22 protein-coding genes and 4 pseudogenes are annotated in these 24,208 nt (G+C 69.9%); 16 read left to right on the top strand and 10 right to left on the bottom strand.

What is annotated here, in order from left to right; genetic code table 11:
- Window positions 1-47: 47 nt before the first annotated feature.
- From GEV43_RS13565 to GEV43_RS13555, 5 genes and pseudogenes are all read left to right on the top strand, one after another.
- Window positions 48-1,426, top strand: a pseudogene (locus tag GEV43_RS13565) (polyketide synthase); the annotation flags it as partial.
- 212 nt (window positions 1,427-1,638) lie between these two features.
- Window positions 1,639-2,505: pseudogene (locus GEV43_RS56075) on the top strand (acyltransferase domain-containing protein); the annotation flags it as partial.
- Between the two features lie 119 nt (window positions 2,506-2,624).
- On the top strand, window positions 2,625-3,056 hold the full coding sequence (locus tag GEV43_RS56070) for an acyl carrier protein (RefSeq protein ID WP_375539091.1): 432 nt from the start codon (window positions 2,625-2,627) through the stop codon (window positions 3,054-3,056).
- 10 nt (window positions 3,057-3,066) lie between these two features.
- Window positions 3,067-4,023 carry a diiron oxygenase gene (locus GEV43_RS56065; protein WP_175250517.1) on the top strand — a complete coding sequence of 319 codons (957 nt, stop codon included), beginning with the start codon at window positions 3,067-3,069 and terminating at the stop codon, window positions 4,021-4,023.
- Between the two features lies 1 nt (window position 4,024).
- Complete coding sequence (locus GEV43_RS13555; protein ID WP_160821007.1) at window positions 4,025-4,504, top strand: OsmC family protein; 480 nt, start codon at window positions 4,025-4,027, stop codon at window positions 4,502-4,504.
- 33 nt (window positions 4,505-4,537) lie between these two features.
- On the opposite strand, the gene GEV43_RS50115 is transcribed toward GEV43_RS13555, so the two are convergent.
- Window positions 4,538-4,765: a zinc-binding dehydrogenase gene (locus GEV43_RS50115; RefSeq protein ID WP_241682887.1), complete on the bottom strand. Its 228-nt coding sequence runs from the start codon at window positions 4,763-4,765 to the stop codon at window positions 4,538-4,540.
- The gene (locus GEV43_RS13550; protein WP_309239616.1) at window positions 4,762-5,517 is read right to left on the bottom strand and encodes a zinc-binding dehydrogenase; all 756 of its coding nucleotides are present in this window, start codon (window positions 5,515-5,517) and stop codon (window positions 4,762-4,764) included. Before GEV43_RS13550 ends, GEV43_RS50115 begins: the two co-directional genes overlap by 4 nt.
- 106 nt (window positions 5,518-5,623) lie before the next feature.
- Here GEV43_RS13550 and GEV43_RS13545 point away from each other — a divergent pair, with 106 nt between their 5' ends.
- Window positions 5,624-6,304 (top strand): TetR/AcrR family transcriptional regulator, encoded by a 681-nt coding sequence (locus GEV43_RS13545; protein WP_160821006.1) that lies wholly within the window; start codon window positions 5,624-5,626, stop codon window positions 6,302-6,304.
- A 79-nt stretch (window positions 6,305-6,383) separates the two neighbouring features.
- On the opposite strand, the gene GEV43_RS13540 is transcribed toward GEV43_RS13545, so the two are convergent.
- Window positions 6,384-6,851 carry a hypothetical protein gene (locus tag GEV43_RS13540; protein WP_160821005.1) on the bottom strand — a complete coding sequence of 156 codons (468 nt, stop codon included), beginning with the start codon at window positions 6,849-6,851 and terminating at the stop codon, window positions 6,384-6,386.
- Between the two features lie 247 nt (window positions 6,852-7,098).
- On the opposite strand from GEV43_RS13540, the gene GEV43_RS13535 reads away from it, so the two are divergent.
- Entirely contained in the window at window positions 7,099-7,425 is a 327-nt protein-coding gene (locus GEV43_RS13535; RefSeq protein WP_160821004.1) for a DUF6506 family protein, read from the top strand.
- Between the two features lie 188 nt (window positions 7,426-7,613).
- On the opposite strand, the gene GEV43_RS13530 is transcribed toward GEV43_RS13535, so the two are convergent.
- On the bottom strand, window positions 7,614-7,949 hold the full coding sequence (locus tag GEV43_RS13530) for a helix-turn-helix transcriptional regulator (RefSeq protein ID WP_160821003.1): 336 nt from the start codon (window positions 7,947-7,949) through the stop codon (window positions 7,614-7,616).
- Window positions 7,950-8,031: 82 nt separating this feature from the next.
- Here GEV43_RS13530 and GEV43_RS13525 point away from each other — a divergent pair, with 82 nt between their 5' ends.
- Window positions 8,032-9,462: an MFS transporter gene (locus tag GEV43_RS13525; RefSeq protein ID WP_206681156.1), complete on the top strand. Its 1,431-nt coding sequence runs from the start codon at window positions 8,032-8,034 to the stop codon at window positions 9,460-9,462.
- 197 nt (window positions 9,463-9,659) lie between these two features.
- On the opposite strand, the gene GEV43_RS13520 is transcribed toward GEV43_RS13525, so the two are convergent.
- The 3 genes from GEV43_RS13520 to GEV43_RS13510 form a co-directional block, all read right to left on the bottom strand.
- Entirely contained in the window at window positions 9,660-10,118 is a 459-nt protein-coding gene (locus GEV43_RS13520; protein WP_160821001.1) for a profilin, read from the bottom strand.
- A 238-nt stretch (window positions 10,119-10,356) separates the two neighbouring features.
- Window positions 10,357-11,682 (bottom strand): serine/threonine-protein kinase, encoded by a 1,326-nt coding sequence (locus tag GEV43_RS13515; protein ID WP_302930782.1) that lies wholly within the window; start codon window positions 11,680-11,682, stop codon window positions 10,357-10,359.
- 1,200 nt (window positions 11,683-12,882) lie between these two features.
- A complete protein-coding gene (locus GEV43_RS13510) occupies window positions 12,883-13,368 on the bottom strand; it encodes an ArsI/CadI family heavy metal resistance metalloenzyme (protein ID WP_160820999.1) in 486 nt (161 codons plus the stop codon).
- 78 nt (window positions 13,369-13,446) lie between these two features.
- On the opposite strand from GEV43_RS13510, the pseudogene GEV43_RS13505 reads away from it, so the two are divergent.
- The 4 genes and pseudogenes from GEV43_RS13505 (at window position 13,447) to GEV43_RS13490 (ending at window position 16,545) form a co-directional block, all read left to right on the top strand.
- A pseudogene (locus tag GEV43_RS13505) lies at window positions 13,447-13,841 on the top strand (ArsR/SmtB family transcription factor).
- Window positions 13,838-14,920: an ACR3 family arsenite efflux transporter gene (gene arsB / locus GEV43_RS13500; protein ID WP_309239615.1), complete on the top strand. Its 1,083-nt coding sequence runs from the start codon at window positions 13,838-13,840 to the stop codon at window positions 14,918-14,920. The pseudogene GEV43_RS13505 and the gene arsB overlap by 4 nt, the downstream one beginning before the upstream one ends.
- Window positions 14,910-15,349 (top strand): annotated as a pseudogene (locus GEV43_RS13495) (arsenate reductase ArsC). The gene arsB and the pseudogene GEV43_RS13495 overlap by 11 nt, the downstream one beginning before the upstream one ends.
- Before the next feature lie 635 nt (window positions 15,350-15,984).
- Window positions 15,985-16,545: a DinB family protein gene (locus GEV43_RS13490; protein ID WP_160820997.1), complete on the top strand. Its 561-nt coding sequence runs from the start codon at window positions 15,985-15,987 to the stop codon at window positions 16,543-16,545.
- Window positions 16,546-17,708: 1,163 nt separating this feature from the next.
- Here the strand turns inward: GEV43_RS13490 and GEV43_RS13485 are convergent.
- Both GEV43_RS13485 and GEV43_RS13480 read right to left on the bottom strand, forming a co-directional pair.
- Entirely contained in the window at window positions 17,709-18,761 is a 1,053-nt protein-coding gene (locus GEV43_RS13485) for a hypothetical protein (protein WP_160820996.1), read from the bottom strand.
- A gap of 652 nt (window positions 18,762-19,413) precedes the next feature.
- A complete protein-coding gene (locus tag GEV43_RS13480) occupies window positions 19,414-19,680 on the bottom strand; it encodes a hypothetical protein (RefSeq protein WP_160820995.1) in 267 nt (88 codons plus the stop codon).
- Between the two features lie 678 nt (window positions 19,681-20,358).
- Between GEV43_RS13480 and GEV43_RS13475 the strand changes: the two genes are divergently transcribed.
- Window positions 20,359-20,715, top strand: coding sequence for a hypothetical protein (locus tag GEV43_RS13475; protein WP_160820994.1), 357 nt, complete (start codon window positions 20,359-20,361; stop codon window positions 20,713-20,715).
- Window positions 20,716-21,129: 414 nt separating this feature from the next.
- Here the strand turns inward: GEV43_RS13475 and GEV43_RS13470 are convergent, their stop codons facing one another.
- Window positions 21,130-21,636 (bottom strand): DinB family protein, encoded by a 507-nt coding sequence (locus GEV43_RS13470; protein ID WP_160820993.1) that lies wholly within the window; start codon window positions 21,634-21,636, stop codon window positions 21,130-21,132.
- A gap of 516 nt (window positions 21,637-22,152) precedes the next feature.
- Here GEV43_RS13470 and GEV43_RS13465 point away from each other — a divergent pair.
- The 3 genes from GEV43_RS13465 to GEV43_RS13455 all read left to right on the top strand — a co-directional run bounded on the left by GEV43_RS13465 (window position 22,153) and on the right by GEV43_RS13455 (window position 24,154).
- Window positions 22,153-22,803, top strand: coding sequence for a DUF998 domain-containing protein (locus tag GEV43_RS13465; RefSeq protein WP_160820992.1), 651 nt, complete (start codon window positions 22,153-22,155; stop codon window positions 22,801-22,803).
- 203 nt (window positions 22,804-23,006) lie between these two features.
- The gene (locus GEV43_RS13460; protein ID WP_160824500.1) at window positions 23,007-23,771 is read left to right on the top strand and encodes an N-terminal phage integrase SAM-like domain-containing protein; all 765 of its coding nucleotides are present in this window, start codon (window positions 23,007-23,009) and stop codon (window positions 23,769-23,771) included.
- Window positions 23,696-24,154 (top strand): tyrosine-type recombinase/integrase, encoded by a 459-nt coding sequence (locus GEV43_RS13455; RefSeq protein ID WP_160820991.1) that lies wholly within the window; start codon window positions 23,696-23,698, stop codon window positions 24,152-24,154. Before GEV43_RS13460 ends, GEV43_RS13455 begins: the two co-directional genes overlap by 76 nt.
- The last annotated feature ends 54 nt before the right edge of the window (window positions 24,155-24,208 follow it).

Below are 24,208 nucleotides of genomic sequence, written 5' to 3'. Positions count from 1 at the left end.
ACGAGCGTCCGACCCGCCTCGGGGCGCTCGGGGAGGGACGGGAGCCGGTGGCCGTGGTAGGGATCGGCTGCCGGTTTCCCGGGGCGGACGGGCCGGAGGAGTTCTGGCGGCGGCTCGTGGACGGTGTGGACGGGGTGACCGAGGTTCCGGACGCCCGCACCCGGCATCCCGAGGTCTACGGCCACCTCCCGGCAGCGGGGCCCGAGCCCCGCACTCGGCACGGCGGGTTTCTCGGGACGTGTCGGGGTTCGACGCGGCGTTCTTCGGGATCTCGCCCCGCGAGGCCGAGCACCTCGACCCGCAGCAGCGCCTGCTGCTGGAGGTCGCCTGGGAGGCCCTTGAGGACGCGCGCGTGCCGCCCACCTCCCTGGCGGGCAGCCGGACCGGCGTGTTCATGGGCCAGATGGGCCGGGACTACTGGGAGCTCCAGAGCAGGCACGGCGACCTCGACCTGCACGCCCTCACCGGCGGCGGGCTCGCGTCGTTCACCTCGGGCCGCGTCAACTTCGCGCTGGACCTGCGCGGGCCGAGCCTCACCCTCGACTCCGCCTGCTCGTCGTCGCTCGCCGCCGTGCATCTGGCGTGCCAGAGCCTCTGGTACGGCGACTCCGACGCGGCCCTCGCCGGAGGCGTGAACCTGGTGCTGCTGCCGGAGCTCGCCGGGGTGTACGAGCAGGTCGGGCTGATGTCCTCGGTCGGACGTTGCAGGTTCGGGGACGCCTCGGCGGACGGGTTCGTCCGGTCGGAGGGCGTCGGAGTCGTGCTGCTCAAGCCGTTGAGCGCGGCCCGCGCGGACGGCGACCGGGTGTACGCGGTGGTGCTCGGCGGGGCGGGCAACAACGACGGCGCCGCGAGCGGCTCCCTCGTCGCCCCGGCGCAGGAGGCGCAGGAGGCGCTGCTGCGCGACGCGCTGTCCACCGCGCGGGTCTCCCCGGCCGACGTCGGCTACGTCGAGGCCCACGGAACGGGCACGACGACGGGTGACGCCGTCGAGCTCAACGCCCTCGCCCGCGTCTTCGGGGACGACCGTCCGGGCGAACGGCCCTGCCTGATCGGGTCGGTCAAGACGAACATCGGCCATCCCGAGGGCGCCGCGGGCATCGCGGGGTTCATCAAGACGGCGCTCGTGCTGCACCACCGGCTCGTGCCGGGCAACCCGCTGCTGGACGAGCCCAACCCGATCCTGACGAAGCCGGACATCCCTCTGCGGCTGCCCACCGAGCCCCTCCCCTGGCCGGAGGGAACGCCGCCCGTGGCCGGGGTCACCTCGTTCGGCCTCTCCGGAACGAACGTCCATCTCGTACTGACCGGGGTCGAGGAGCAGGAGCCGCCCGTCCCGCGGGAACCGGGCCTGTGGCCTCTGCTGCTGCCGCTCTCCGGACGTTCGCCCGGCGCCGTGACCGCGCTCGCGCACGCCTACGCCGACCGCCTGGACGGCGCGCACCCGGCCGACGCGGAACGCGTCTGCGCCGCCGCCGCCCGGGGCGCTCCCACCACCGGCGGCGCCTGGCCTGCGTCGCCCGCACCGGCGACCGGCTCGCCGCCGTCCTGCGGGACCGGGCCGGCGACCCGCCCGGACGCGGCGGCAAGCGGCGGATCGTGTTCGTCTTCCCCGGCCACGGCAGCCAGTGGGCGGGCATGGGGCGCGGGCTTCTCGACGCCTCGCCCGCGTTCCGCCGGACGATCGAACGGTGCGACGCCGCCATCCGGACGCACGCCGGCTGGTCGCTGCTGGACGTCCTCACCGCCGACGCGCCGGACGCACCGGACGCGCCGGACGTGCCGGACGCCCTGGAACGCACCCCGGTGATCCAGCCCGCCCTGTGGGCCGTCGAGGTCGCGCTCGCCGCCCACTGGCGATCGTGGGGAATCCGGCCCGACGCCGTCCTCGGCCACAGCTTCGGAGAGGTCGCCGCCGCCCAGACCGCCGGGGCGCTGAGCCTGGACGCCGCCGCCCGCCTCATCTGCGCGCGCGGCGAGATCACCGCCCGCGCGGACGGCCGCGGCGCGATGGCGGCGGTGGCGCTGCCCGAGGCGGAGGCGGCGGGACGGCACGGCCTCACCACCGCCGCGGTGAACGGTCCCCGTTCCACGGTGCTCTCGGGGGACGCCGGAGCCGTGGCCGCGCTGCTGGACGACCTCCAGCGCGAGGGCGTACGGGCGGGCCGCGTACGGATCAACTACGCCTCCCACAGCCCCCACATGGAACCGCTGCGGGAGCCGTTGCGCGCCGCCCTCGCGGACCTGCGGCCCACGGCGGCTGACGTCCCGTTCCGCTCCACCGTCACGGGCGACCTCACCCGCGGCGAACGGCTGGGCGCCGACTACTGGGCGGACCACCTGCGCAGCCCCGTCCGTTTCGCGGACGCGGTCGCGGCGGAGGCCGCCGCGGGCACCACCCTGTTCCTCGAAGTGAGCCCGCACCCCGTGCTGCTCCCCGCGATCAGGCAGGTCGTCGCGGAGGACGAGGCGCGCCACGCCGTGACGGCGTCCCTCCACCGCGACCAGCCCGAAACGACCTCCCTGGCCGAAGCGCTCGCCGAGCTCTACACCCACGGCGTGGACGTCGACTGGTCCGTGTACCACCCGGCGCCCGGCCCTGTGGACGAGCTGCCCACCTACCCGTGGCAGCGCCGTCCGGCCTGGTTCGCCCAGGCCGAGGCCCCCGCGCGGGCGCCGTCCATCCACATCGACATACGGCCCGCGGGGGAGGGCTGGGCGATCGACGTCGACACCTCCGGAGACGCCACCGCCCCGCGCAACCCCCCGCTCCCGCCGTACGCCCCGCCGCGCAGCCCGCCGCGGAGGTCGCCGCACAGCCCTCCGGCAACGCGCTGGACGCTCTCGTCGCCGAACTCGGCGAGGCGCTGGGCCTGCCCGCGGACCAGATCCCGCGCCGCCGCCCGTTGCGCGCCGTGGGCTGCGACTCCCTCACGGCCACCGACGTCCGCGAGCGGGTCCTCCGCGCCTGGGGCGTCGCGATCCCGGCCGCCACCCTGCTCGGCGCCACCGCCGAAGAGATCGCTGAACAGATCGCCGAACGACTCGCGGAATAGGAGAGACACCATGGACCTGTCGGCGGTCGATCCGGAGAACCCGGTCGAGAACGCTGTGATCCGCAGGCTCGCCGACAACTGGCACCGGCGCGCCACCGTGAAACGGTCCGAGCCGGATCTGGACGACCTGTTCGAGCCGGACCGTCCCGACTATCCCGAAGGGCTGTTGCCTTTCAGGGACCATTCCACTTATCAGGCTCTGGACGACGAGACGCGCGCCAAACTGCTGGCGTGGGCGTGGATCGCGTTCAACAAGCACATCTCCGACACCGAGCGGTACGTGGTGAACCCGACGTTCACGCTGCTGACCACCGGCACCTACGACACCGGCCTGGGCGAGTCGATGGAGACCGCCATCACGCAGGCGATGGTGGACGAGCAGTACCACATCCTCATCCACCTGAACGCGATCACGGTGACCCGCCGCCAGCGCGGCTGGCCGATGCCGGAACGCGATTTGCCCATGGGCGTCAAGGCCCGCCGCCACCTCGCCCGCGTCGCCGCGGGCACCACCGACTGGGAGCGCGACCTCGGCAAACTCGCGTTCACCACCGTCGCCGAGATCTCCATCAACTCCTACCTGGACCTGATCGCCGACGACAAGGAGATCCAGCCCATCAACAGCGTCACCGCCGACCTCCACAACCGCGACGAGTACTGCCACTCCTCCATCGCCGACCAGGTCGCCAAGGCCGTCTACACCAAACTCGACGACGAACGGAAACGCTATTTCCGCCAATGCCTGGCCGACGGGCTGGAGGCTTTCTCCGCCACCGACTTCCTCACCTGGCACCGGATCGTGGAGCTTCTGGGAATCGAGGGCGGCGCCGAGATGGTCCGCGAAACCGAGCACGACCGCTCCGCCAAGCGGCTGCTCCAGAACTACAGCGGCCTCCACGGCTTCTGCGCCGATCTTGATATCGTCGACGACGTGCCTTTCGACTGGTCCACCGTCTCGGTGAGGTGAGATGCCCAGAACGCACCACTACGAAGTGCAGGTGACCTGGACCGGCAACACCGGCCCGGGGACCACCGGCTACCGCGACTACGCGCGCGACCACGACGTCACCGCCGTCGACACGCCCGCCAAGCCGCCGCTCCCCGGCACGGCCGACCCCGCGTTCCGCGGCGTCGCCGAACGCTGGAACCCCGAGGAGCTCCTCGTCGCCAGCCTCTCCCAGTGCCACATGCTCTGGTATCTGGCCCTGTGCTCCCAGGCCGGCGTGGTCGTCACCGCCTACACCGACCGCCCGTCCGGCACGATGGTCGAGACGCCCGAGGGCAGCGGCCGGTTCACCGAGGTGACCCTGCGTCCCGAGGTGACCATCGCCGACCCCGACCTCATCGACAAGGCGACCGGGTTCCACGACAAGGCCCACGAGATGTGCTTCATCGCCAACTCGGTCAACTTCCCCGTCCACGCGACCCCCACGATCAAGCCCGCCTGACCGCACGTCCCGCACGTCACCGCCCCGCGAGGGCTACGGCGTCAGCACGATCCTCCCGAACACCTCGCCGTCGTCCATCTTCCGGTGCGCCAGCGCGGCCTGCTCCAGCGGCAGCACCTCCTGCACCACCGGCCGGAGCTCCCCGCGACCCGCGGCGGCGAACTGCTCGTCCCGTACGGCACGCACCTCGGTTTCGGGCACGGTGTCGAGGCTGAGCGTGGCGAACGACAACGACCTCTGGAACCCCTCCATCAGCTTCATGCCGAAGTCCGCCGGAGGCAGGCCCCGACCACGCCGACGGCCACGACGCGGCCGTTCGGGTTGAGCCTGTCGAAGAACGACGGCAGGTCCGCCCCGGCGACGATGTCGATGATCACGTCGTAACCCGCGGGAGCGCCGACGCCGTCCCCGTCGTCCCCGCCTCCCTCGCCCGAACGGTCCAGCACGTGGGTCGCGCCGAGCTCGCGCAGCCGTTCCCCGCGTTCGGCCGACGACGTCGTGACCGCCACCGCGCCCGCCCCGACACGGGCCGCGAGCTGCACAGCCATGATGCCGATGCTGCCCGCCGCGCCGCGTACCAGCACCGACTCGCCGGGCGCGAAACGGGCCCGGTCGAGGGCGAAGTGGGCCACCGGGCCGGAGTTCCCGAGTGCCATCGCATCGACGGCGGAGAGGCCCGCGGGCAGGGGAGAGATCTTCTCGACCGGAGCGATCGCCTGTTCGACGTAGCCGCCGTGCGCGCCGGTGAACGCCCACACGCGCCGTCCGACCCATGAGGGATCGACGCCTGCGCCGACCGCGGTCACGGTGCCCGCCACCTCGTTGCCGGGGATGTGGCCCTCCTTGAAGCCGTACGCGGCGAAAGCGCCCCTCCGGATCAGGACATCGACGCCGCCGACACCGACGGCCTCGACGCCGACCAGCACCTGCCCGGCGTCGGGAGCCGGGACGGACAGGTCGATGACCGCCAGCCCTTCGGGGTCTCCGAACGTCTCGATGGCGACTGCCTTCACTGCCTTCTCCTTGCCCTGGGGGAACGGTCCGAACGGCTCCGCCGAGGCGGAACGACCCATCGGACGCTAGCCGGACGCCCCCGTCCGTTTAGGTAAAGTGAGAGCGATGACCGGCCGTTTGCCTCACACCCTGCGCTCCGACGCCCGCGACAACCGCGAGCTCATCCTCGACGCGGCCCGCGCGGTGTTCGCCGCCGAGGGGTTGAACGCGCCCATGCGCGAGGTCGCCCGCCGCGCCGGGGTCGGCCCCGCCACCCTGTACCGCCACTTCCCGACCAAGGAGGCGCTGGCCGCCGAAGCCTTCAGGGAGCAGATGGGCGCGTGCCTGACCATCGCCGAGGAGGGGCTCGCCGACCCGGACCCGTGGCGCGGCTTCCGCCTCGTGATCGAGAGGATCTGCGAGCTGCACGCGCACGACCGGGGCTTCACCACGGCCTTCATGACGGCCTTTCCCAACGCGATGGACTTCGCCGCCGTCCGCGAGGAGACCCTGAGGACGATCGCCGAACTCGCCCGCCGTGCCAAGGACGCCGGCGCCCTGCGTCCCGACTTCGTCCTGGACGACCTGATCCTCCTCATCATGGCCAACTGCGGCATCCAGGCCGCGTCCCCGGCCGCCCGCGTCGCGGCGTCCCGCCGCTTCGCCGCCCTCGCGATCCAGGCACTCCAGGCGTCCCCCCGACACGCACCGCTGCCCCCGGCGGCACGGCTGGCCCCCGTACCCCCGCACACCACCGTCCGCCCCACACGCCACCACCCCGGCACCCTCGCCGGAAAGACCTCATGACCACCTGACCCCAGGGCGCCGCCCGGCGGCCGACAATGCAGGCTGCTGCCCATGCGCGGTAATGCGGGCCGTACCTTCCTCAACGAGGCGTCAGGACCGCCCCGAGGCCCGTGACCACGAGCAACGCGAGCGCGGCTCCAGCGCCGAGAAGAAGGCCGCGCCCGTCGTCCGAGGCCCACCTGCTCGTGGCGAGAGTCGTGATGGCCGACCCCTCGGGGTCGTACCGCACGCGAACGCGCCGTCCCACCGCGTGCGCGATCTCCCGGTTCCGCACCAGCGAGGACGGGCGCCCGCCGTCGCAGGCCAGACGGTACGTGTAGTAATCAGCGGCCTCGCCGTGCCTGACGTTGACGGACCGTATCGAGCACGTGGTCTCCCGCCCGCGCTCGTGCAGCAGCCACCGGTCGATTCCGGCCATGGCGCAGATGACCAGGGCCAAGGCCGCCACCGCCGAAACGGCCGGGCCGACGGTCTCGGTCCCGGCGTCCACCATCAGCAGCCACCACCGGCTCCCGACCGCGATACCGACCCCGACGAACACCAGCACGAGCAGCCATTTCCACAGACCCCCGGCCCTCGTAAACCGTCCAGGCCAGCCCGACGACCGCCCCCGCGAACAGCAAGGGCCACCCGACCACGGCGAGCAGCCGCACACCGAGCCCCACCGCTCTCCTCCTGCCGCCCGAACCCCCGGACCGATGTTCCCAGCCGTCACCCGGGAGGGGTCCCCAACCACCCACCTCCTACTGTGGGTGACGGGACAAACACCGAAATCATCCGAAGGGGACGCAGCGATGGCATTGCACAAATGGGCCTACCTGTACCTGTCGCCCGGCTTCACTCCCGACAACAGCACCAGCACCGTCAAGGTCGCGGACTGCGAGTTCACCGCCATCGGCATGGACTTCGACGCCAAGGACCGTTCGATCGCCCTGGCCCGCGACCTGGTCGCGGACGGAGTCCAGATGATCGAGCTGTGCGGCGGCTTCGGCCCGCTGTGGATCGCGAAGATCAGCGAGGCGATCGACCACGCCGTCCCCGTCGGCAGCGTCGCCTACGGCCCCGAAGCCCGCCGCCCCATGCTCGACCTCCTCAAACCCGACCACCCCACCCCGGCCTGACCCCCTGGCGCTCCTCGCGGAGGCAGGCCGAGGCGCGGGTCTGGACGCACGACGGGACCATGCCGGCCTCACCTCCGAGGCCGCCGCCACAGCCCCCGCCCGCCGCGCCGTTCGCCGTCCCGACGAACATCCGGCGATGCCCGGCAGGACGCCCAGGACAAGGCGGTCGCCGCACTCATCGCCCACACCTACAGCAGGCCGCTGTCGGGCGCCTCGGCGGCGCCGAGGCGCAGGATCGGATCGAGCAGGCCCGGGAAGCGATCGTCCAGATCGTCGGCGCGCGGCCGGACCCGCCGGTGCCGGCCGTCGACGGACATGCTGATCAGCCCGGCCTCGCGCAGGATCCGCCAGTGGTTGGTCAGCGTCGACATCGGCACCTTCAGGCCGTCGGCGAGCGCGGAACAGGTCGATTCGGGCTCGCCCCAGGCCCGCCGTACCAGCTCCAGACGCACCGGATCGCCGAGCGCGTGCAGCACCGGCGCGAGGGTCAGCGACTCGCGCGCGGGCTCGGGTAGCGGTCGCATGCTTCGACGATACCATCGTTCGACACTTCGGTATTATCGAAGTATCGTCCTCACGGCATCCGCATCAGGAGAGGGGACGGTGTTGACCGCACACCAGGACGTGACGCAGGCTCGGACGCCCGCGGGCGCGGGCTTTCGATCGAGCCGGGCGGCGCTGCTCGCGGTGGCCTGCCTGGGACAGTTCATGGTGCTGCTCGACAGCACCATCGTCGGCGCGGCGCTGCCCGACATGCAGTCGCGGTTGGACACCGGGCTGAACGGTCTGCAATGGATCGTCGACGCCTACGTGCTGCTGGTCGCCATGCTGCTGCTGTCCGGCGGCGTCTTCGCCGACCGTTTCGGCCGCAAGCGGGTGTTCCTGGCCGGCGTCGTCGTGTTCACCGCCGCGTCCGTACTGTGCTCGGTCGCGCCCTCGGTCGGCTGGCTGGTCACCGGACGGGTCGTGCAGGGCGTCGGCGCCGCGGCCCTGAGCCCCGCCTCGCTGGCCCTGCTCGCCGCCGCGTACCCCGTCCCCCAGGAACGGGTCAAGGCGATCGGGCTGTGGGCCGGATTCAGCGGGATCGGCCTGGCCGCCGGACCGGTGGCCGGCGGCATCCTGGTGGACGCCTTCGGCTGGCCCGCCATCTTCCTGGTGAACGTGCCCATCGGCGCGATCCTCCTGCTGGCCGGTCTGCGCGTCCTGGGCGAGTCGCGCAACCCGAACGCACCGGCGATCGACATCCCCGGGACCGTCCTGTCCATCCTCGGAGTGGGGACGTTGACCTACGGGCTGATCGAGGGCGGCTCCCGGGGCTGGACCTCACCGCTGATCCTGGGCAGCTTCGCCGCCGCGCTGGTGGCCCTCGCCGCCTTCGCCACCGTCGAAGGACGCGGCTCGAAGCCGATGCTCCCGCTGCGGCTGTTCCGGCAGCGGCTGTTCACGGTGTCCAACACGGCCATGGTCGTGGTGGGTTTCGCGCTCATGGGCTCGGCCTTCTTCTTCTCCCAGTTCTTCGTGTACGTCCAGCACAGCTCGATCCTGCGCGCCGGCCTCCAGACCCTCCCCACCACCCTCGCCATGGTGGTCGTCAGCCCGTTCGCGGGCCGGTTCGCCGCGCGGTACGGCTTCCGAACCGTGGTCACCACTGGCCTGGCGCTGGCCGGCCTCGGCCTGCTCGCGCTGGGCCTGGTCCACGAGCACACCGGCTACGGGAACGTGTGGTGGCGGCTGGCGATCGTCGGCATCGGTTTCGGCCTGACCATGTCCCCGCTGACCGGTGCCGCCATCGCATCGGTCAGCCCGCAGGAGGGCGGCCTCGCGTCCGGCGTCAGCAGCACCACCCGGCAGATCGGCGCGGTGCTCGGCGTAGCGGTGCTCGGAGCCGTCGTCCGCACCCGCCAATCCGGCGGCGCGTCGTTCGAGGCGGGCCTGGGCACCGCCTTCCTGACGGCCGGCGCCATCACCTTGGCCTGCGCCGCCTTCACCGCCCTATGGCTGACAACCCCCAACCCCCCGAAACACCCTCGTCCCTGACCCACCTCACCCAAGCGAAAGCCGCCCAACAAACGCCACGAGATACCCGCGATCGCCACCCCGCCCCCCGCCCCCGCCCCCAACACCCCGCGGTCAATGACGCTGCGACATTGGCGGCTGCCCGTTGGCCGCAACACCGCGCAGCGACCCGTCATCCACAGGAGCTGAGGCGCGAACGGCTGTCGTGTACGGACGACTCAGTCGCCGGCGTTGACGAGTTCGTCGGCGAGGCTTTCGACCACGGGCATGGCCTCTTGCGCCATGGTGGGCGCCTGGTAGACCGCGACGAGGACGGTCTGCCTGGTCTTGACGAGGATGGCTCCGTCAGCTTGTTTCCTGACGATGATGATGCCGGGATCTGCGCTCCAGGCGAAGTATTTGATGCCCGCCAGGCGCAGACCGGTCGCCAGTACCGCGGCCGGATCGCGGAACGCCTCGATGATGGCCTGCTGCTCTTGGGCGGAGAGAGCGAATCCCTCGCTGGTGGCCAGGACACCTCCTTGCTGCCCGAGGATCGCTGCGCGGCTGACCTTGCCACTGCCCAGCAACTTGCCGTCCACCAGTGATTGCCAGACGTTCTCTGCCATGTCGCTGCCCTTTCTGACGTACGCGCGCGAACGCTCTGGGATTCCGGCGGCCTCATCGGGGTCGGTCATGGCCGGTTACCCGGCGGACTGGGCGCCGGGCCATCAAGGGGCCGTCTGGAACGACGCGCCCCACCAAGCCACACACCCCTAGATCCAAACGCGGGCGACAAAGCACGCCAAGAGCGTTCAAGGACCCCATAGAAGGGCTCTCTGGCCACACAATCAGCATCTGGACAAAAAGTTGAGTCGCGTGTCAGGAGCCCAAGGCGCACGGGGCGCCACTACCCCGTCGGAGATCGATGGCTTGTCACTCGTTCCGGTTGCCGCTTTCCAACGAGTCCATGAGCGCTTCGATGCGGGTTCGCGGGAATCCGGCGCCTTCGGCCGCCACGCAGAACAGGCGCTGGGCCGCCTCAACGCCGGTGTCGGGCTCCATGCGGGCCAGGGCGTCGACCACCCCGTCCCGGCCGTCCCGGATCCAGTCGGCGATCACATGGTGCATCTCCCGCTGGCGGTCCTCCAGGGCGGTCTTGGACAGGCCGCCCAGGTAGTCCTCGGCTCTGTCGGCGCCGGTCCCGAGCCTTCCGGCGATGGCGATGTACTCGACGAGCACGAACACGACCCGGCTCCACGCCGCCGGCCCGTAGCGCTCCACGCGGTCGAACAGGTCGCGGACATGGTCGGGTATCTCGTGTTCGATGAGGAACTCGATGGCGCTGTTGCTCGCGGTGTTCACCTCGATGATGAAGCGGACCCGTTCGTCGTCATAGTGAACGGGCCCGGGGCGCCCGGCGTCCAGGCGGGCGGCCAGGTCGCGGAGCGCGGCGGGGACGGCGGCGGCGGGCGGTCTGTCGAGCGGATCCTTGGCCAGGAGACTGAGCACGTAGTCGTCGAGCGCCTGGGAGATGCCGGGCCGCAGGCTGCTGGGCGGCGGAGGTGCCTTGTGCAAGATTTGGCCCATCACGGCGCGCAGATCCTCGGCAGGGAACAGCACCCGGCCGGTGAGCAGGTGGAACAGCGTGGCGCCGAGCGCGTAGACGTCCGCGGCGCCGGTGACGGGCTCGCCGAGCAGTTGCTCGGGCGGCATGTAGGCCACGGTGCCGAAGCCGGCGCCGGTCGCCGTCAGGCCGGCGGTGGCGCCCGCCAGCCGTGCGATCCCGAAATCGCAGACCTTCAACACACCGTCGCCGTCGAGGATCAGATTGGACGGCTTGACGTCGCGGTGGATCACTCCCGCGTCATGCGCGGCCGCCAACCCCTCGGCGGCCTTCGCGGCGTGATCCAGCGCCATCCCGATCGGCAGCCCGCCCGGATGATCGTCCAGCAGTGTGGCCAGGTCAGGGCCCGCGAGCAGTTCCAGCACCAGGAACGGCCGTCCATCGTGGGTGCCGGTGTCGTGGACGGTCGCGATCTGAGGATGCTTGAGACGCGCGGCGGACCTGCCCTCGCGACGGAACCGGGCCAGCGCCTGATCCATCTGTTCACCGGTCCAGGCCCAGTCGCCCAGCAGCGCCTTCAGCGCGACCCGGCGATCCAGCCGCAGATCCAGCGCCTGCCACACCTCGCCCATCCCACCGCGCCCCAACGGCTGCTCAAGCCGATACCGGCCCGCCAACTCCTGCCCTGTCCTCATCTGCCCCCTCGCTCACTGCCCGCCGCTGCGTCCGTTGCTTCCGCGCCCAACGTCCCCAGCCACCGCCTCGCACACCACAGCGTCACGTTCGGCGACACGGCCGCCCCGGACCTCCAGCCCGCCCAAAGCCAGCTCAGCCACACCCGTCCAACTCCACACCAAAGTGAGCAACGAGCACCCCGTCAAGATCGGCGCGACCGTCTCGGGCGCACTCGATGGCGTCCCGAGGAACGACCCAGGCGTGCCCGACGTCACCCCGCGACACGGTGCGCAACCGGCCGACCAGCCGCGATCGGCACGGAGAACGGCCCGCCGCGCCGACGCCCAGACCGCCGACGAACCCCGGGCACGGCTCGACGTCGCCAGCGAACGCGGCATCGAGGTCATTCGAGGCGTCCGGAGCGTGAGGGCATCAGGGACGTCGCCCATGGCATCAACCCGAAACCGGACGGCGTTGGCCTTAGCCGGTTCGGCCAGCACGTCCGGCCTGCGGGCCAACCGGGTGACGGCCGCCCTGTCCACGGCACCGCCGTCCGGGCCGCCCCAGGCCGGTCCGCGGTCCACGCGCCCGCACTCTCGTGGCCGTCCGCCCGCAGCCCGACCTGGCTGCACCACTGCCGTTCAGAAAGCGCGTCCCCGCAGCGCAAGCCGCGAACGGCCACAACGCGGGCGTCGATGGGGCAGGGACGGTGCGGAGGATTGGTGCCGCTATCGGTACGAGTGACGGGAGGCTCGTCCACGGCCACGACCGTAGCGTTCGCTACAGACCAACGCCATGCGTCGCAGCGAACGCTACAAACTGCCTGCCCAGTCATGCCGTCCGGCGGACGGGCGGACGGGCGGACGCGTCGCGGCGGCCGCCAAGAGTTGGACGTGACGCATCAGCGGTACGCGCCGCGCAAGAGCGAGCGAGCTATCCGTCCAATCGGCGTAGGACGCTCCGCCGAGCGTGGTCGAGTGCCAAGCAGATCAACGCCTAACGTGGCCAACTACTTGTGCAGGCCATTTCTCAGGGAGCGGCTGGACGGAGACGTCGCCATCGACACGTTCCAGCACGACGACGGGGATCTGCGTGCCGGTCGGCCGGACGACGGCGAAGCATCGACGCCCCCGAGCGCCGGGCGCGAGGCAGGTCGCGCACCCGTTCACCGGGCCCGTTCACCGAACCCGTTCACCGGACCCGTTCCGCCTAGGCGACGGTCAGTTCGGACCGCACACGCATCCGGTCTCGGCCCCGGCATCACCGGACTTGGCCGCGGCGGCCGGGTCGGTGATGCGGCAGGCGTCGCGGGCGTCGTCGGCGCTCTTGCCAAGGGTGTCGGCGTCGTCCTTGACCGTGTAGACCTCCCACGGTTCGGCGCCGGGCGCGGTGACCCACACCTTGTCCTGCAAGGCGTAGCAGCAGGACGTGTCGTTCTCCTCGAACGTGGCCAGGCCCGCCTCGGCCAGGCGGAGAGTGGCGGCGGCGACCTCTTCGGTGGTGGCCACCTCGACGCCGAGGTGGTCCAGGCGGGTCGGCTCGCCCTCGGAGCCTTCGATCAGGACGAGCTTGAGCGCGGGCTCGGCGATCGCGTAGTTGGCGTAGCCGGGCCTGACCTTGGCGGGCTCGACGCCGAACAGCTTGGAGTAGAACGCGATCGACCCCTCAAGATCGGCGACGCGGAGCGCGAGCTGGACACGGGACATGGAAGTCTCCCACCGGGTTGTATTGATGTTTCTCTATCCAGAGTTGCATGCTGAATCGAGGAACGTCAATATAGAAGCATGTCGAAACAAGAGCTCCGGGTCCTCGGCCAGGATGGCGTGGACGGGTGCTGCCCCGGCCTGCTGACCACCCCGCTGGCCTCCGACCAGGCCGCCGAACTGGCGCGGGTGTTCAAGGCGCTGGGCGACCCGGTACGGCTCCAACTGCTGTCGATGATCGCCTCCCGCGCGGGCGGCGAGGTGTGCGTGTGCGACCTGACGCCGGAGTTCGAACTGTCGCAGCCGACGATCTCCCACCACCTGAAGCTGCTGCGCGAGGCCGGGCTGATCGAGGGCAGCGCCGCGGCACCTGGGTGTACTACCGCCTAGTCCCCGAGACCACCGACCGGCTGGCCGACATCCTGGCCCGTCCCGCGGGGCAGCCCCTCGCGCGGACACCGGGAGCGTGTTCGTGACCGCCGCCCCGGCCGCCCGGCTCTCGTTCACCGACCGGTACCTGGCGGTGTGGATCCTGGTGGCGATGGCGGCCGGGCTCGGCCTCGGCCGCCTGGTCCCCGGCCTGGGGCAGGCCCTCGCGGCGGTGCAGGCCGGCGGGATCTCGCTGCCGATCGCGGCGGGACTGCTGGTGATGATGTACCCGGTGCTGGCCAAGGTCCGCTACGACCGCCTCGACGCCGTCACCGGCGACCGGCGTCTCATGGCCGCCTCCCTGGCGGCCAACTGGATCGTCGGCCCGGCGGTGATGTTCGCCCTGGCCTGGCTGCTGCTGCCCGACCAGCCCGAGTACCGCACCGGCCTGATCATCGTCGGCCTGGCCCGCTGCATCGCCATGGTCATCATCTGGAACGATCTGGCGTGCGGCGACCGGGAGGCCGCCGCCGTCCTGGTCGCGCTCAACTCGCTGTTCCAGGTCCTGGCGTTCGCGCTGCTCGGCTGGCTGTACCTGGACCTGCTGCCCGGATGGCTCGGCCTGGACGACGGCGGAACCCTCGACATCTCCCCTTGGACGATCGCCGTCAACGTCCTGGTCTTCCTCGGCGTCCCGCTCGCCGCCGGCTACCTCACCCGCCGCATCGGCGAACGACGGCTCGGCCGCCGGCGCTACGAGGAACGACTCCTGCCCAGGATCGGGCCGTGGGCGCTGTACGGCCTGCTGTTCACCATCGTCATCCTGTTCGCCCTCCAAGGGGACACGATCACGTCCCGGCCGTTGGACGTCGCCCGCATCGCCCTGCCGCTGCTGGCCTACTTCGCCATCATGTGGTTCGCCTCGTTCGCGCTCGGCAAGGCCATCGGCCTGCCCTACGAACGCACCGCGACCCTCGCCTTCACCGCGGCCGGCAACAACTTCGAACTCGCCATCGCCGTGGCCATCGCCACGTTCGGCGCCACCTCCGGCCAGGCGCTCGCCGGAGTCGTCGGACCGCTCATCGAGGTCCCCGTCCTGGTCAGCCTGGTCTACGTCTCGCTGTCCTGGCGGCGCCGCTTCACGCGCTCCACCACCCCCGAACGGAGCCCCGCCCATGCCGGATAGACCCAGCGTCCTGTTCGTCTGCGTGCACAACGCGGGCCGATCCCAGATGGCGGCCGCCTTCCTCACCCACCTGTCCGGCGGCGCCGTCGACGTACGCTCCGCCGGATCATCCCCGCCGACCAGGTGAACCCGGCCGTGGTGGAAGCGATGGCCGAGTCCGGCATCGACATCTCCACCGAGACCCCGAAGATCCTGACCACCGAAGCCGTCCAGACCTCGGACGTGGTCATCACCATGGGCTGCGGCGACACTTGCCCCGTCTTCCCAGGCAAGCGCTACCTCGACTGGTCACTCCCCGACCCCGCCGGAAAGAACCTCGCAGCCATCCGCCCAATCCGCAACGAAATAGAAAACCAAATCCGCGCCCTACTAACCGACCTGGAAATCCCACCAATCGCCCCAGCCCAAACACCCTCACCACCGAGCTGATAGCCCCTCTGCCCCTGAAGCCACCCGTGCATGCGGAACGGCTGTCGAAAGTCGCCAACGAGAACGCGAGCGCGGTACGCCCCTGCGGTCACCGCGGCAGCCTCAGACGCCCTGGCGTTCGCGCCTCGTCCAAACCGCCGTCAGCACCCGCGTTAGCAAGCCAGAGCACTCACGCCGACCGGTCCGGGGCGTCCGTTCGCGCGGAACGTGTGTACAGCGACCAGGCCGATCAGTGCGGCGGCGACGCCATGCACGTCAGCCGCTGCCATCCAGGTCAGACTCCCTCGCGATATGCCCCGCAGCCGCCCCGGCATCGGCTGGACGATCCCGGCGAGGACCCGCAGGGACGGTCCGGCGATGCCGTCCACCAGGCACCGCGGGCCGCCTGCATACCGAGCGCCGGTCACGGCCTGGCGACGGCCGGGCGGTGCTCGCGGCGCGCTGATAGCCGCCAGCGACGCCGGACCTAGACCGGATATCCCAGCTCGTGGAGCCGACCGGTGTCGCGGCGCAGGGCGCGGCTGCCGGAGTTGGCTGTGGCACCAAGTCCTTCGCAATCTAGGTCAAAAAGTGGCCGCTATCTCCCGTAGCGTGGCTCTTGCCCAGGGGAAAGACGAGACCAGGAGGTACGGACCATGAACGAGCACGTGAGCGCCAGCGGAACCGGCGAGGACGCCCCGCAGGTGACGACCGGGGAGCGCGCCGACCTGCTGGCGCTGCTGGCCAAGGCCCGGCACTTCCTGCGGTTCCCGGCGCGGGACCTCACCGACGAGCAGGCCGGGCTCCGGACGACCGCGAGCGAGCTGTGCCTGGGCGGGCTGATCAAGCACGTCGCCTCGGTGGAGCGGAGCTGGACGGAGTTCATCGTGAAGGGTCCGTCCGCCATGCCCGACTTCGCCGCCATGACCGAGGCGGACTTCCAGCGCCGCGCCGACGACTTCCGGATGCTGCCGGGCGAGACCCTGGCCGGCGTCCTCGCCGACTACGAGGAGGTAGCGCGCCGAACCGACGAACTGGTCGTCGAGCTGCCGGACCTCGGTGCCGAGCAGCCACTGCCGAAGGCACCGTGGTTCGAGGCGGACGCGAAGTGGTCGGCCCGCCTGGTGCTGATGCACATCGCCGCCGAGACGTTCCAGCACGCCGGGCACGCCGACATCATCCGCGAGGCCCTGGACGGCGCCAAGAGCATGGGCTGAGCGCCGGCCCGTCCCGGGCCCGGCGCCGCCCGTCAACCGGCGGGCTCAGGCTCCAGGGCGGCGGACGGTAGGCGCAGCGGCGAACGGTAGGCGCAGCGGCGAGCGCCGCCGCCCCGGCCGCTGCCCTGACGATCACCCGCGCGCCTCACCGACCGGCGGACCGGTATGGGCGCGGGGTCCGCCCAAGACCCGGCGGTACGAAGGGAGACCTCATTGCCATTTGCGGCGGCCAGGCCAGCCATCCCCCGCCTGCGCTGCGTCGAGGTCTCCGACGCGCCCAACTCATATCGACCCAGGATGATCGCGGAGGACTCGCGACACCGTCGCCGCCCCCATGAGATCGACCGGCCGGACCACCCCGACGCCCGGTCGTGAGGGCGGCAGACGATGACAGCCGGTCGCGCCGCGCCGTTTCGTTCCATGCCGGACGGTGCCTTCTCACACCGGCACACAGCGCCCTGGTGCGCGAGATCCGGTCACCGCGCACCGGCAGGCCACCGCGAACCGATTGCTCACCACCCCGATGATCAACCGTGTCCTGCCGCGCGTGGCGCGGAGGTGATCGCCACCGCTCGTTCCGGCACCGAGGCCGACTCCGTCACCGGCCTGACCGGCACCGAGATCCACGTCTTCGACCCACACGCGCGGCCTGGCCGCGCAGGTCCTCGTGATCGCCCCCGGCGGTGCGGACGCGGTGCTGCATCTGGCGGGGGTGAACGGCCCCGGCCTCGCGGCTCGTACAGCCCATCTGCCCGGACGGACTGTTTCGACTACGCGGGCGCGATGCTACGGAACGCCCACGACGGAGAAGCACTCCTGAGCGACGGGGTCGGCCGTTTGGTCGACCGATTCCGCCTCCTCGGCCGACCCGACACGATCAAGGCTCAGATTCGGAGATCAGGACCCTGCCCTGGACCTTCTCCGGGGACGATTTCGGAGGGCAGGCTGGCCCGGAGCGCAGGGCCGGCTGCGGCCCTGCGCTCCGAAGCGGCGCGGCAGCGATCGCCGACAACCATCGACAGACATCAATTATCTACGGTGATCGTCCCGAATCTCCGGCGTCGCACTACAGACATCAATTATCTACGGTGATCGTCCCGAATCTCCGGCGTCGCACTCGCGGGGCGATCGAACTGGCAACCAATTCCTTACCGCACGCCGGATTACCGAGCGCGCACCACCGGGCTGATGGCCGAGTAGAGGAAGTTGTTTCCGCCGAAGCGTGCTCGGAAGTACCCGGCGCGCGCCGGGAACGGGTCGCTCTCCGACTCCGGAAGGCCCCGGTCACGGGTGCCGAATATCCCGTTGTCCATGGAGATCAGGTGCCCGAGATGCCGCCAGTGGGTTCTGCCGTTGCGCGACCACTCGATGGTGATGGGCAGATTCTCCATGTCGTAGAACAGTACTTCGCCGTTCGGTCCCAGCGGGCTCTCGATGGCCCCGAAGACGCCCGCTCGGTGGGGTTCGTTGAACGCGACGCTGAAGTTCGCGAACCGCGGCGTCCCGGGCGCGACGACCACCGGCACCTTGCCCTCCGCATTGCCGCAGTTGACCGGGTAGAAGTAGAGGTCGTCCGACGGAATATCGGGTGCCACGTGAAGGGGGTGGAAGCCCGGCTCCGCCGTGATCGGCACCGTGGCATTAAACGCTCCGGCGGCGTTCAGCGGCGCCGTTCCCAGGATCTGGAAGTTCTTGTCATCCCGTACCACGATGTTCCGGCCGGTCAGAGGCACGGGACCGGCGCCGGTGTCGTAGGTGACGGTGCCGGTGACCGTGATGGGCGTCGTCTTGGTGACCCGAGCCGGGGTGACCTCGCAGGACGAAGCCCGAGCCGCGGTCTGCCGGACTTCGAGCCACAGTTGCGGCGCGCTCGCGGCCGCCACGCGATCGGTCTCCTGGATCGCCGCCTCCACGATCGTGGAACGGTCGTCCGGGGTGACGGCCAGGCTGAAGCGCCCGTCGCCGTCCGTGGTCAGCGTCCGTGGCTGGCCGGCTCCGACATCGGGGTTGACCTCGACCTGCTGGTCGGTGAGCGGCCCGGTGCTCCCGTCGGGCATGGTCGCGGTCACCGTGCCGGTCACGACGGCTGTCCGGTGGTCGACGTCGAGTGGATTCCTGTCTGCCGTCAGCGTGATGGTCGGCTGGATCTTGCCAGTGGCGTCGGCGGCGCGGACCGTGGCGAGGTTCACGATCAATGCGATCGCGAGTACGAGCACGCCAGGGCCAAACAGAGGGATTCGTCGCAAGTCAGCACCTGCCCGGAGTCGATGAAGAACCGTCGCGTGTTCGATCACGCAGAGGGAGGACGTCCCAGGCGACGCCGGATTTGTCCGGATGGCCGGATGTGGCCCGTTCCACAAGCGGGCTGAACTGGTCGACAGTACGGCGACATAAAGCCGCTGTCGGCAAGCCAGGAATCAACGATCCCTTTCCAGAAACGAAAAAGGCCCCGGACGTGCATTCGCCCGCAGGAACCCAACCGACGACCCGCTAATCACAAGTCCAAAGAACAATCTCGACAGGTGTTCAGCTCGCCCCCTAACCGCCCCCGAGAGCTCCTCAGGGGAGTCCCCACGATTCCCCTGATGACCAGCCCCCTCCGTAGCCACCGTTAACACCGGCATCAGCGTGTCCGTGCCCCCTGACCACACCCCCGCCAAGCGAAGATCACGGCGAGGCGGACCTCGCGGCTCGACCACCGTTGCGCCAAGGCAATCAACCCGGGCAGCCTGTAAGCCAACCCCGCCTGGTCACGGAGGGGAATCCGGAATGCTCCGGATTCCCCTCCGACTTGCCCCCAAACCAGTGGCAGGACAAGGCTGCGTCAGAAGCGAACCAGATTCCTGCGCGAGGACGGCGTGCTCGTGCTTACGGGGTGACCCACCAGAACCAGTACGAGCCCTTGCTCCCGTCGAAGAAGCAGTCGGTGGTGTAACCGATTCCCTGGTGATCGGCGAGCGCCCTGGCGTAAGCGCAGGTCTCCCGCGTGGTGTACGGGCCGTTGGCGTTCCAGGTCTCGCGGGCCGCGTGTCCGGCAGAGCGCGTAGTGGAGGCATCGGCAGAGCCGGCGACGCCTAGGACACCGAGCGTCAGGACGGCGCCGCCGACGGCAACGCTTCGCGTGATCTTCTGCATGGAGATCCCCTGGTGTGCATTGATCTGCCTCTTGAAAGGGGCCAGATCTGTGGATGCCGCCCACCGAACACAGGCTACTGACAGCTCCGCGAATTTGCTACGAGCAACGACAAAACTTTGGTCGCGTCAACCATGAACCTTCGGCTCTATCGGCCCTAGATGGAATCCCTGTATAGCAAATCGAAGGAAAGACCAGGCGTTCGCATGAGGGGCTTGGCGTACTCCAGGAAAAAGGGCCGGCCAGACTCATCCCTCGAACACGGCGGCCGAAATAACCAACGCGTACGGTTCTCGCTGACCACGCAGCAAAGCCTCCAACGACGCGACCGCACGCGCCGCCGACCTGCCGCGCTGTGTCGATCCGGCCGTCCCACCTGCATCTCGGTCGTGCGAGCACCACCTCGATGCGTACCCTCGCCCCCCCGCGCTTCACCACCGCCCACCGCAGCTATACGCGCGCCGACGTGAGCCCGCGTAAGCGGCCGTGAACCTCTGTTGTGGTACGGCAACCGCTCGTCCAGGACTCGCGCCATCGGCTTCAACGAGGGGCCGGGCCTCGGCTGCTACATACAGTTCGAGTAAAGGCGCCGTCGGCCACGCGCCTCGGCCGCCAGTCGCCACTACGATCTCGCCCTACCGTCCTGACAGCTCCTCCGAATCACGCACGGCAGATTGCTTATGCCACAGGTAACGATATTCAACCTGAAAGAAGCCGATTCGCTGCCCGACATCGCGGAGGCCGTCAGACGCGCTCTGACCAGCATGCCGGAACTCCAGATCAACGATCACGAAATCGACCTTGTCCCTGTCCTGGCTCCGGACTCCTTCGACGCCGTAACAGCCAGGATCAACGTCGATCTATGGGAGCACGAAGCACGAACCAAGAAAGCGTTGCAAGAGCTGGCGACTCGGGTTGCTAGGGCCTTCCAAACCGCAACCGGGACAGATCGAAAGGTGAAGGCGGTCATCCGCCCGTACGACGTGGGACGCAGCGGATGGGTGTCATTGGGAGCTGATCAGCGCGCCCGCGAGTGAGCGAGGAGACCCCCATCCTGATGACTGTTCTTAAGTACACCAGGATGTGCCTGCTTCGATCTTGTAGCCCGCCAGCGAGGAGATCGACCCGAAGAGGCTGCACACCGCCCGCGGACAACTCGAACCGCAGGGCCGTGTCGTCGGCGTCGCCGGAGGCGTGGGCGGCGCGGCGTTCCAGCTCGGTGACGGGAACGTCGCGCGCGGGCGATGAACGGCGGGCAGTGCGACCGCTCCCGCACCGAACGACACGGGCGCGTTGACGGGCGGCTCGGACAGCCCATCCGCGCCGACTGCTTCGACTACGCGGGCGCGGTGTTACGGAACGCCCACGACGAACGGGCCAGCGCCTTCCGCCGTGTGTCCAGTAAGCACACCTGCCCGCCACCGCCCGCGTGCGCGGGCTCTGCGCCGGATCTAGCTGCCGGTCGTGCCGTCGAGCATCTCGCGCAGGATGTCCAGATGGCCGTTGTGGCGGGCCGTCTCCTCGGTGAGGTGCAGGAGGATCCAGCGCAAGTCGACGTGTAGGCCGTCGCGGAGGGGGCGCTGTGCCCGCTCGTCCAGGCTTCTTCCGGCGACCAGTTCGCGGTAGCGGGCGCTCTGCTCGGCGTACTCGTCGAGCAACTGCGTGAGCGGGAAGTCGACGGCGATGCGCATCTCGCGGTCAGGGTCCTCCTCGGTCCAGGGACCCTGGTCTTCTTCACCAAGGAAGACCACCTGGAACCAGTGGTACTCGACCCAGCGGAGATGGTTGATCACTCCGCTCACGGTCATCAGCGGTGAGCTCGGCAGGAGCGCCTTGCGCGCGTTGTCCGCGGAGACGCCTTCGCATTTGACGCGGGCAGTGTCCCGTGCGTAGTCGAGGAACGTGGTGAGCTGGGTGCGCTCGTCCCACGCGGACGGCTTGTCATCGATTCTGGTCATCACGTGAAGCGTCCCCGACCACCGCACCCCGTGTCGATCCTTTTACGACGCCCGCCCTGGAGTCGTCAGGGGCGAGGCCAAACCGGTCCAGCACGCCCGCAGGCATCTTCGCGAGCTGCGGCCTCCCGGCTGCACGCAGAGGGCCCGACGGTCCGCCGAAGGCGCTCGGCGGTGTGTCCGCGTACGGGACTGGTTCACAGCGATCGCCCCAACCCCCCAGGCCTGTCCCGACCTCTCGTTAGCACCCGCGTTAGCAACGCCTGAGCACTCCGCGCCGTCCGGTCCGGGGTGCTCGTTCGCGCGAACGGCGCGCAAGGTGTGACAGACCGTCTCGCGCGAACGAGTGCCCCGGCTCCAGAAGGGGGCTGGGGAACCACGGGGTTCCCCAGGCACGCACGCTCGACCGTCCGTCGCAGCGACGCGCAGATGCCCGGCCCCCATTGGCGAACACCGACGGCGCAGCGAGAAAGTCAACCTAGGTTGACGCTCGCTACGTTGTCAACCTACGTTGACATCATGGAGATCCGAACACGGGTGTCATTGCTCTGCGGAGCAATCGCGGGCCCCCTCTTCACCCTCGCCTACCTCACCGAAGGCGCTACTCGCGCGGGTTACGACCCGCTGCGCCATCCCGTCAGCTCACTTGCTCTCGGTAGGTACGGCTGGATGCAGACCCTCAACTTCTTTGTCGCTGCCGCGCTCACAATCGTGTTCGCTGCGGGCGTGCACCACGTGTCCACGCGCTCGACCTGGAAACCGCTTTTGATCGGCCTTTGGGGAACCGCACTGCTCGGCGCGGGCATCTTCGTGACTGATCCGGTCGGGGGCTACCCGGCCGGGACCCCCGACCGGATTCCAAGCGCCACCACGCATGGCGCCCTGCACGACTACGTCTCACTGACCGGATTCGCCATGCTCACCGCGGCATGCTTCGCATTCGCCCGCCAGGGTTCAGCCCGATGGCGGCTCTACTGCGTCCTCAGCGGCGTTGGCTTCGCCGTCACCATGCTCGTCTCCAGCGCTGCCTTCGGTCAGACAGGAGAATTGGGCGACGTGGCCGGATTGTTCCAACGGATTGCCCTAACGACGGCATGGTCCTGGCAGACCATACTGGCGCTGGGCCTACTCTCTCGCGCACGACGCGGCGAAGCAGGACGAGCCGGATGACGCCGCACCCGCGGCCGTGTTGGTTGCTTTCGCCTCCGAGTGCTCCGGCTGTTGCGCGGGGCAGGCGCGCACGGCGGCGCGAGACGGGACCGGACGGGACAGGCCGCATGCCCGGCTCGCAGAGCCGGGCGCGGCCGCCCGGCACTCCACGTCAGCGGGGCGCCTTGAAGACGTAGAGAGAGTTCTCATCCGGGTCATGGACCATCCCTGAGCGGGCCAAGGTCAAGCTCGGGGCCTACGCCGAACTGTGGATCGAGCAGCGGCAGACGCTCCGGCCGCGCACACGCGAGCTGTACGCGTGGCTGCTTCGCAAGCACATCGCTCCGCACCTTGGGGGCGTGGATCTGGGCAAGCTCAGCACGCCAATGATCCGGGAGTGGCTGACCAGGTTGGCGAATGCCGGAGTCGGGGCGACATCGCGAGCCAAGGCGTACCGGCTGCTGCGAGCCGTCCTCATGACGGCGGTCGTGGAAGACAAGCTTCTCTCCCGCAACCCATGCCAGGTGCGCGGGGCCGGCACCGAGCACGCAGAGGAGCGACCTACGCTCACGGTCGCCCAGGTCTTCGAGCTGGCCGAACGGGGCGGCGTGCGGCCGGTCGGCAACTTCCTCAAGCTGGATTCCGGTGATTACCGGCTCCGCTACCGCGTCATGCGGCGCGCCCCGCGGACTGTCGCCACTCGCGCGGAAGCCGAACGGGTGCTGTGGAAGATGGCAGAGGACGGGCACGCCGACGTCATTCGGGACGAACGGCTTCGAGCGTTCATCCTGCTGGCTACCTTCGCAAGCCTTCGCTGGGGCGAGATCACGGCGCTGCGTCGCTGCGACATCGCGATCTCACCGCGCGTACTGTCCGGGTCCGTCACGCCTACGTCGAACGGGCCAACGGTCAGATGTTGCTTGGGCCGCCCAAGTCTCAGGCGGGGGTTCGTACCGTCACCATCCCGGCGGCGATCGTCCCGCACCTGACGGCGCACCTGAACAAGTACACGAAGAAGGAAGCGAACGCCCTGGTCTTCACCGGACTCAAGGGCGGGCCGCTTCGCCGTAGCGGGTTCAACAAGGTCACCACCTGGACGCACGTCGTGAGAGCGCTCGGGGTCCTGAACCTGCATCTCCATGACCTTCGGCACACCGGCAACCAGCTCGCGGCCGACATGGGCGTCTCGACCAAGAACCTGATGGCGCGCATGGGCCATGACAACGAGCGGGCGGCGCTGCGCTACCAACACAGGTCGGCCAAGGGTGATCGCGTCATCGCCGATGGCCTTGATGCGCTCGTCCGGGCGGAACGCGACCAAGACGACGACGAGGACGGCGGCGCGGCCGGGGCGCTGGTGCCGGTGGCCTAATGGCCCGCTAATGGCCCGTCGATGACGACGGTGAAAACGATCAAGGCCCAGGAT

The sequence above is a fragment of the Actinomadura sp. J1-007 genome (genome assembly GCF_009793335.1).
In the GTDB taxonomy this organism is placed as follows: domain Bacteria; phylum Actinomycetota; class Actinomycetes; order Streptosporangiales; family Streptosporangiaceae; genus Spirillospora; species Spirillospora yumaensis.
This window is presented reverse-complemented; position numbering and strand designations above follow the sequence as displayed.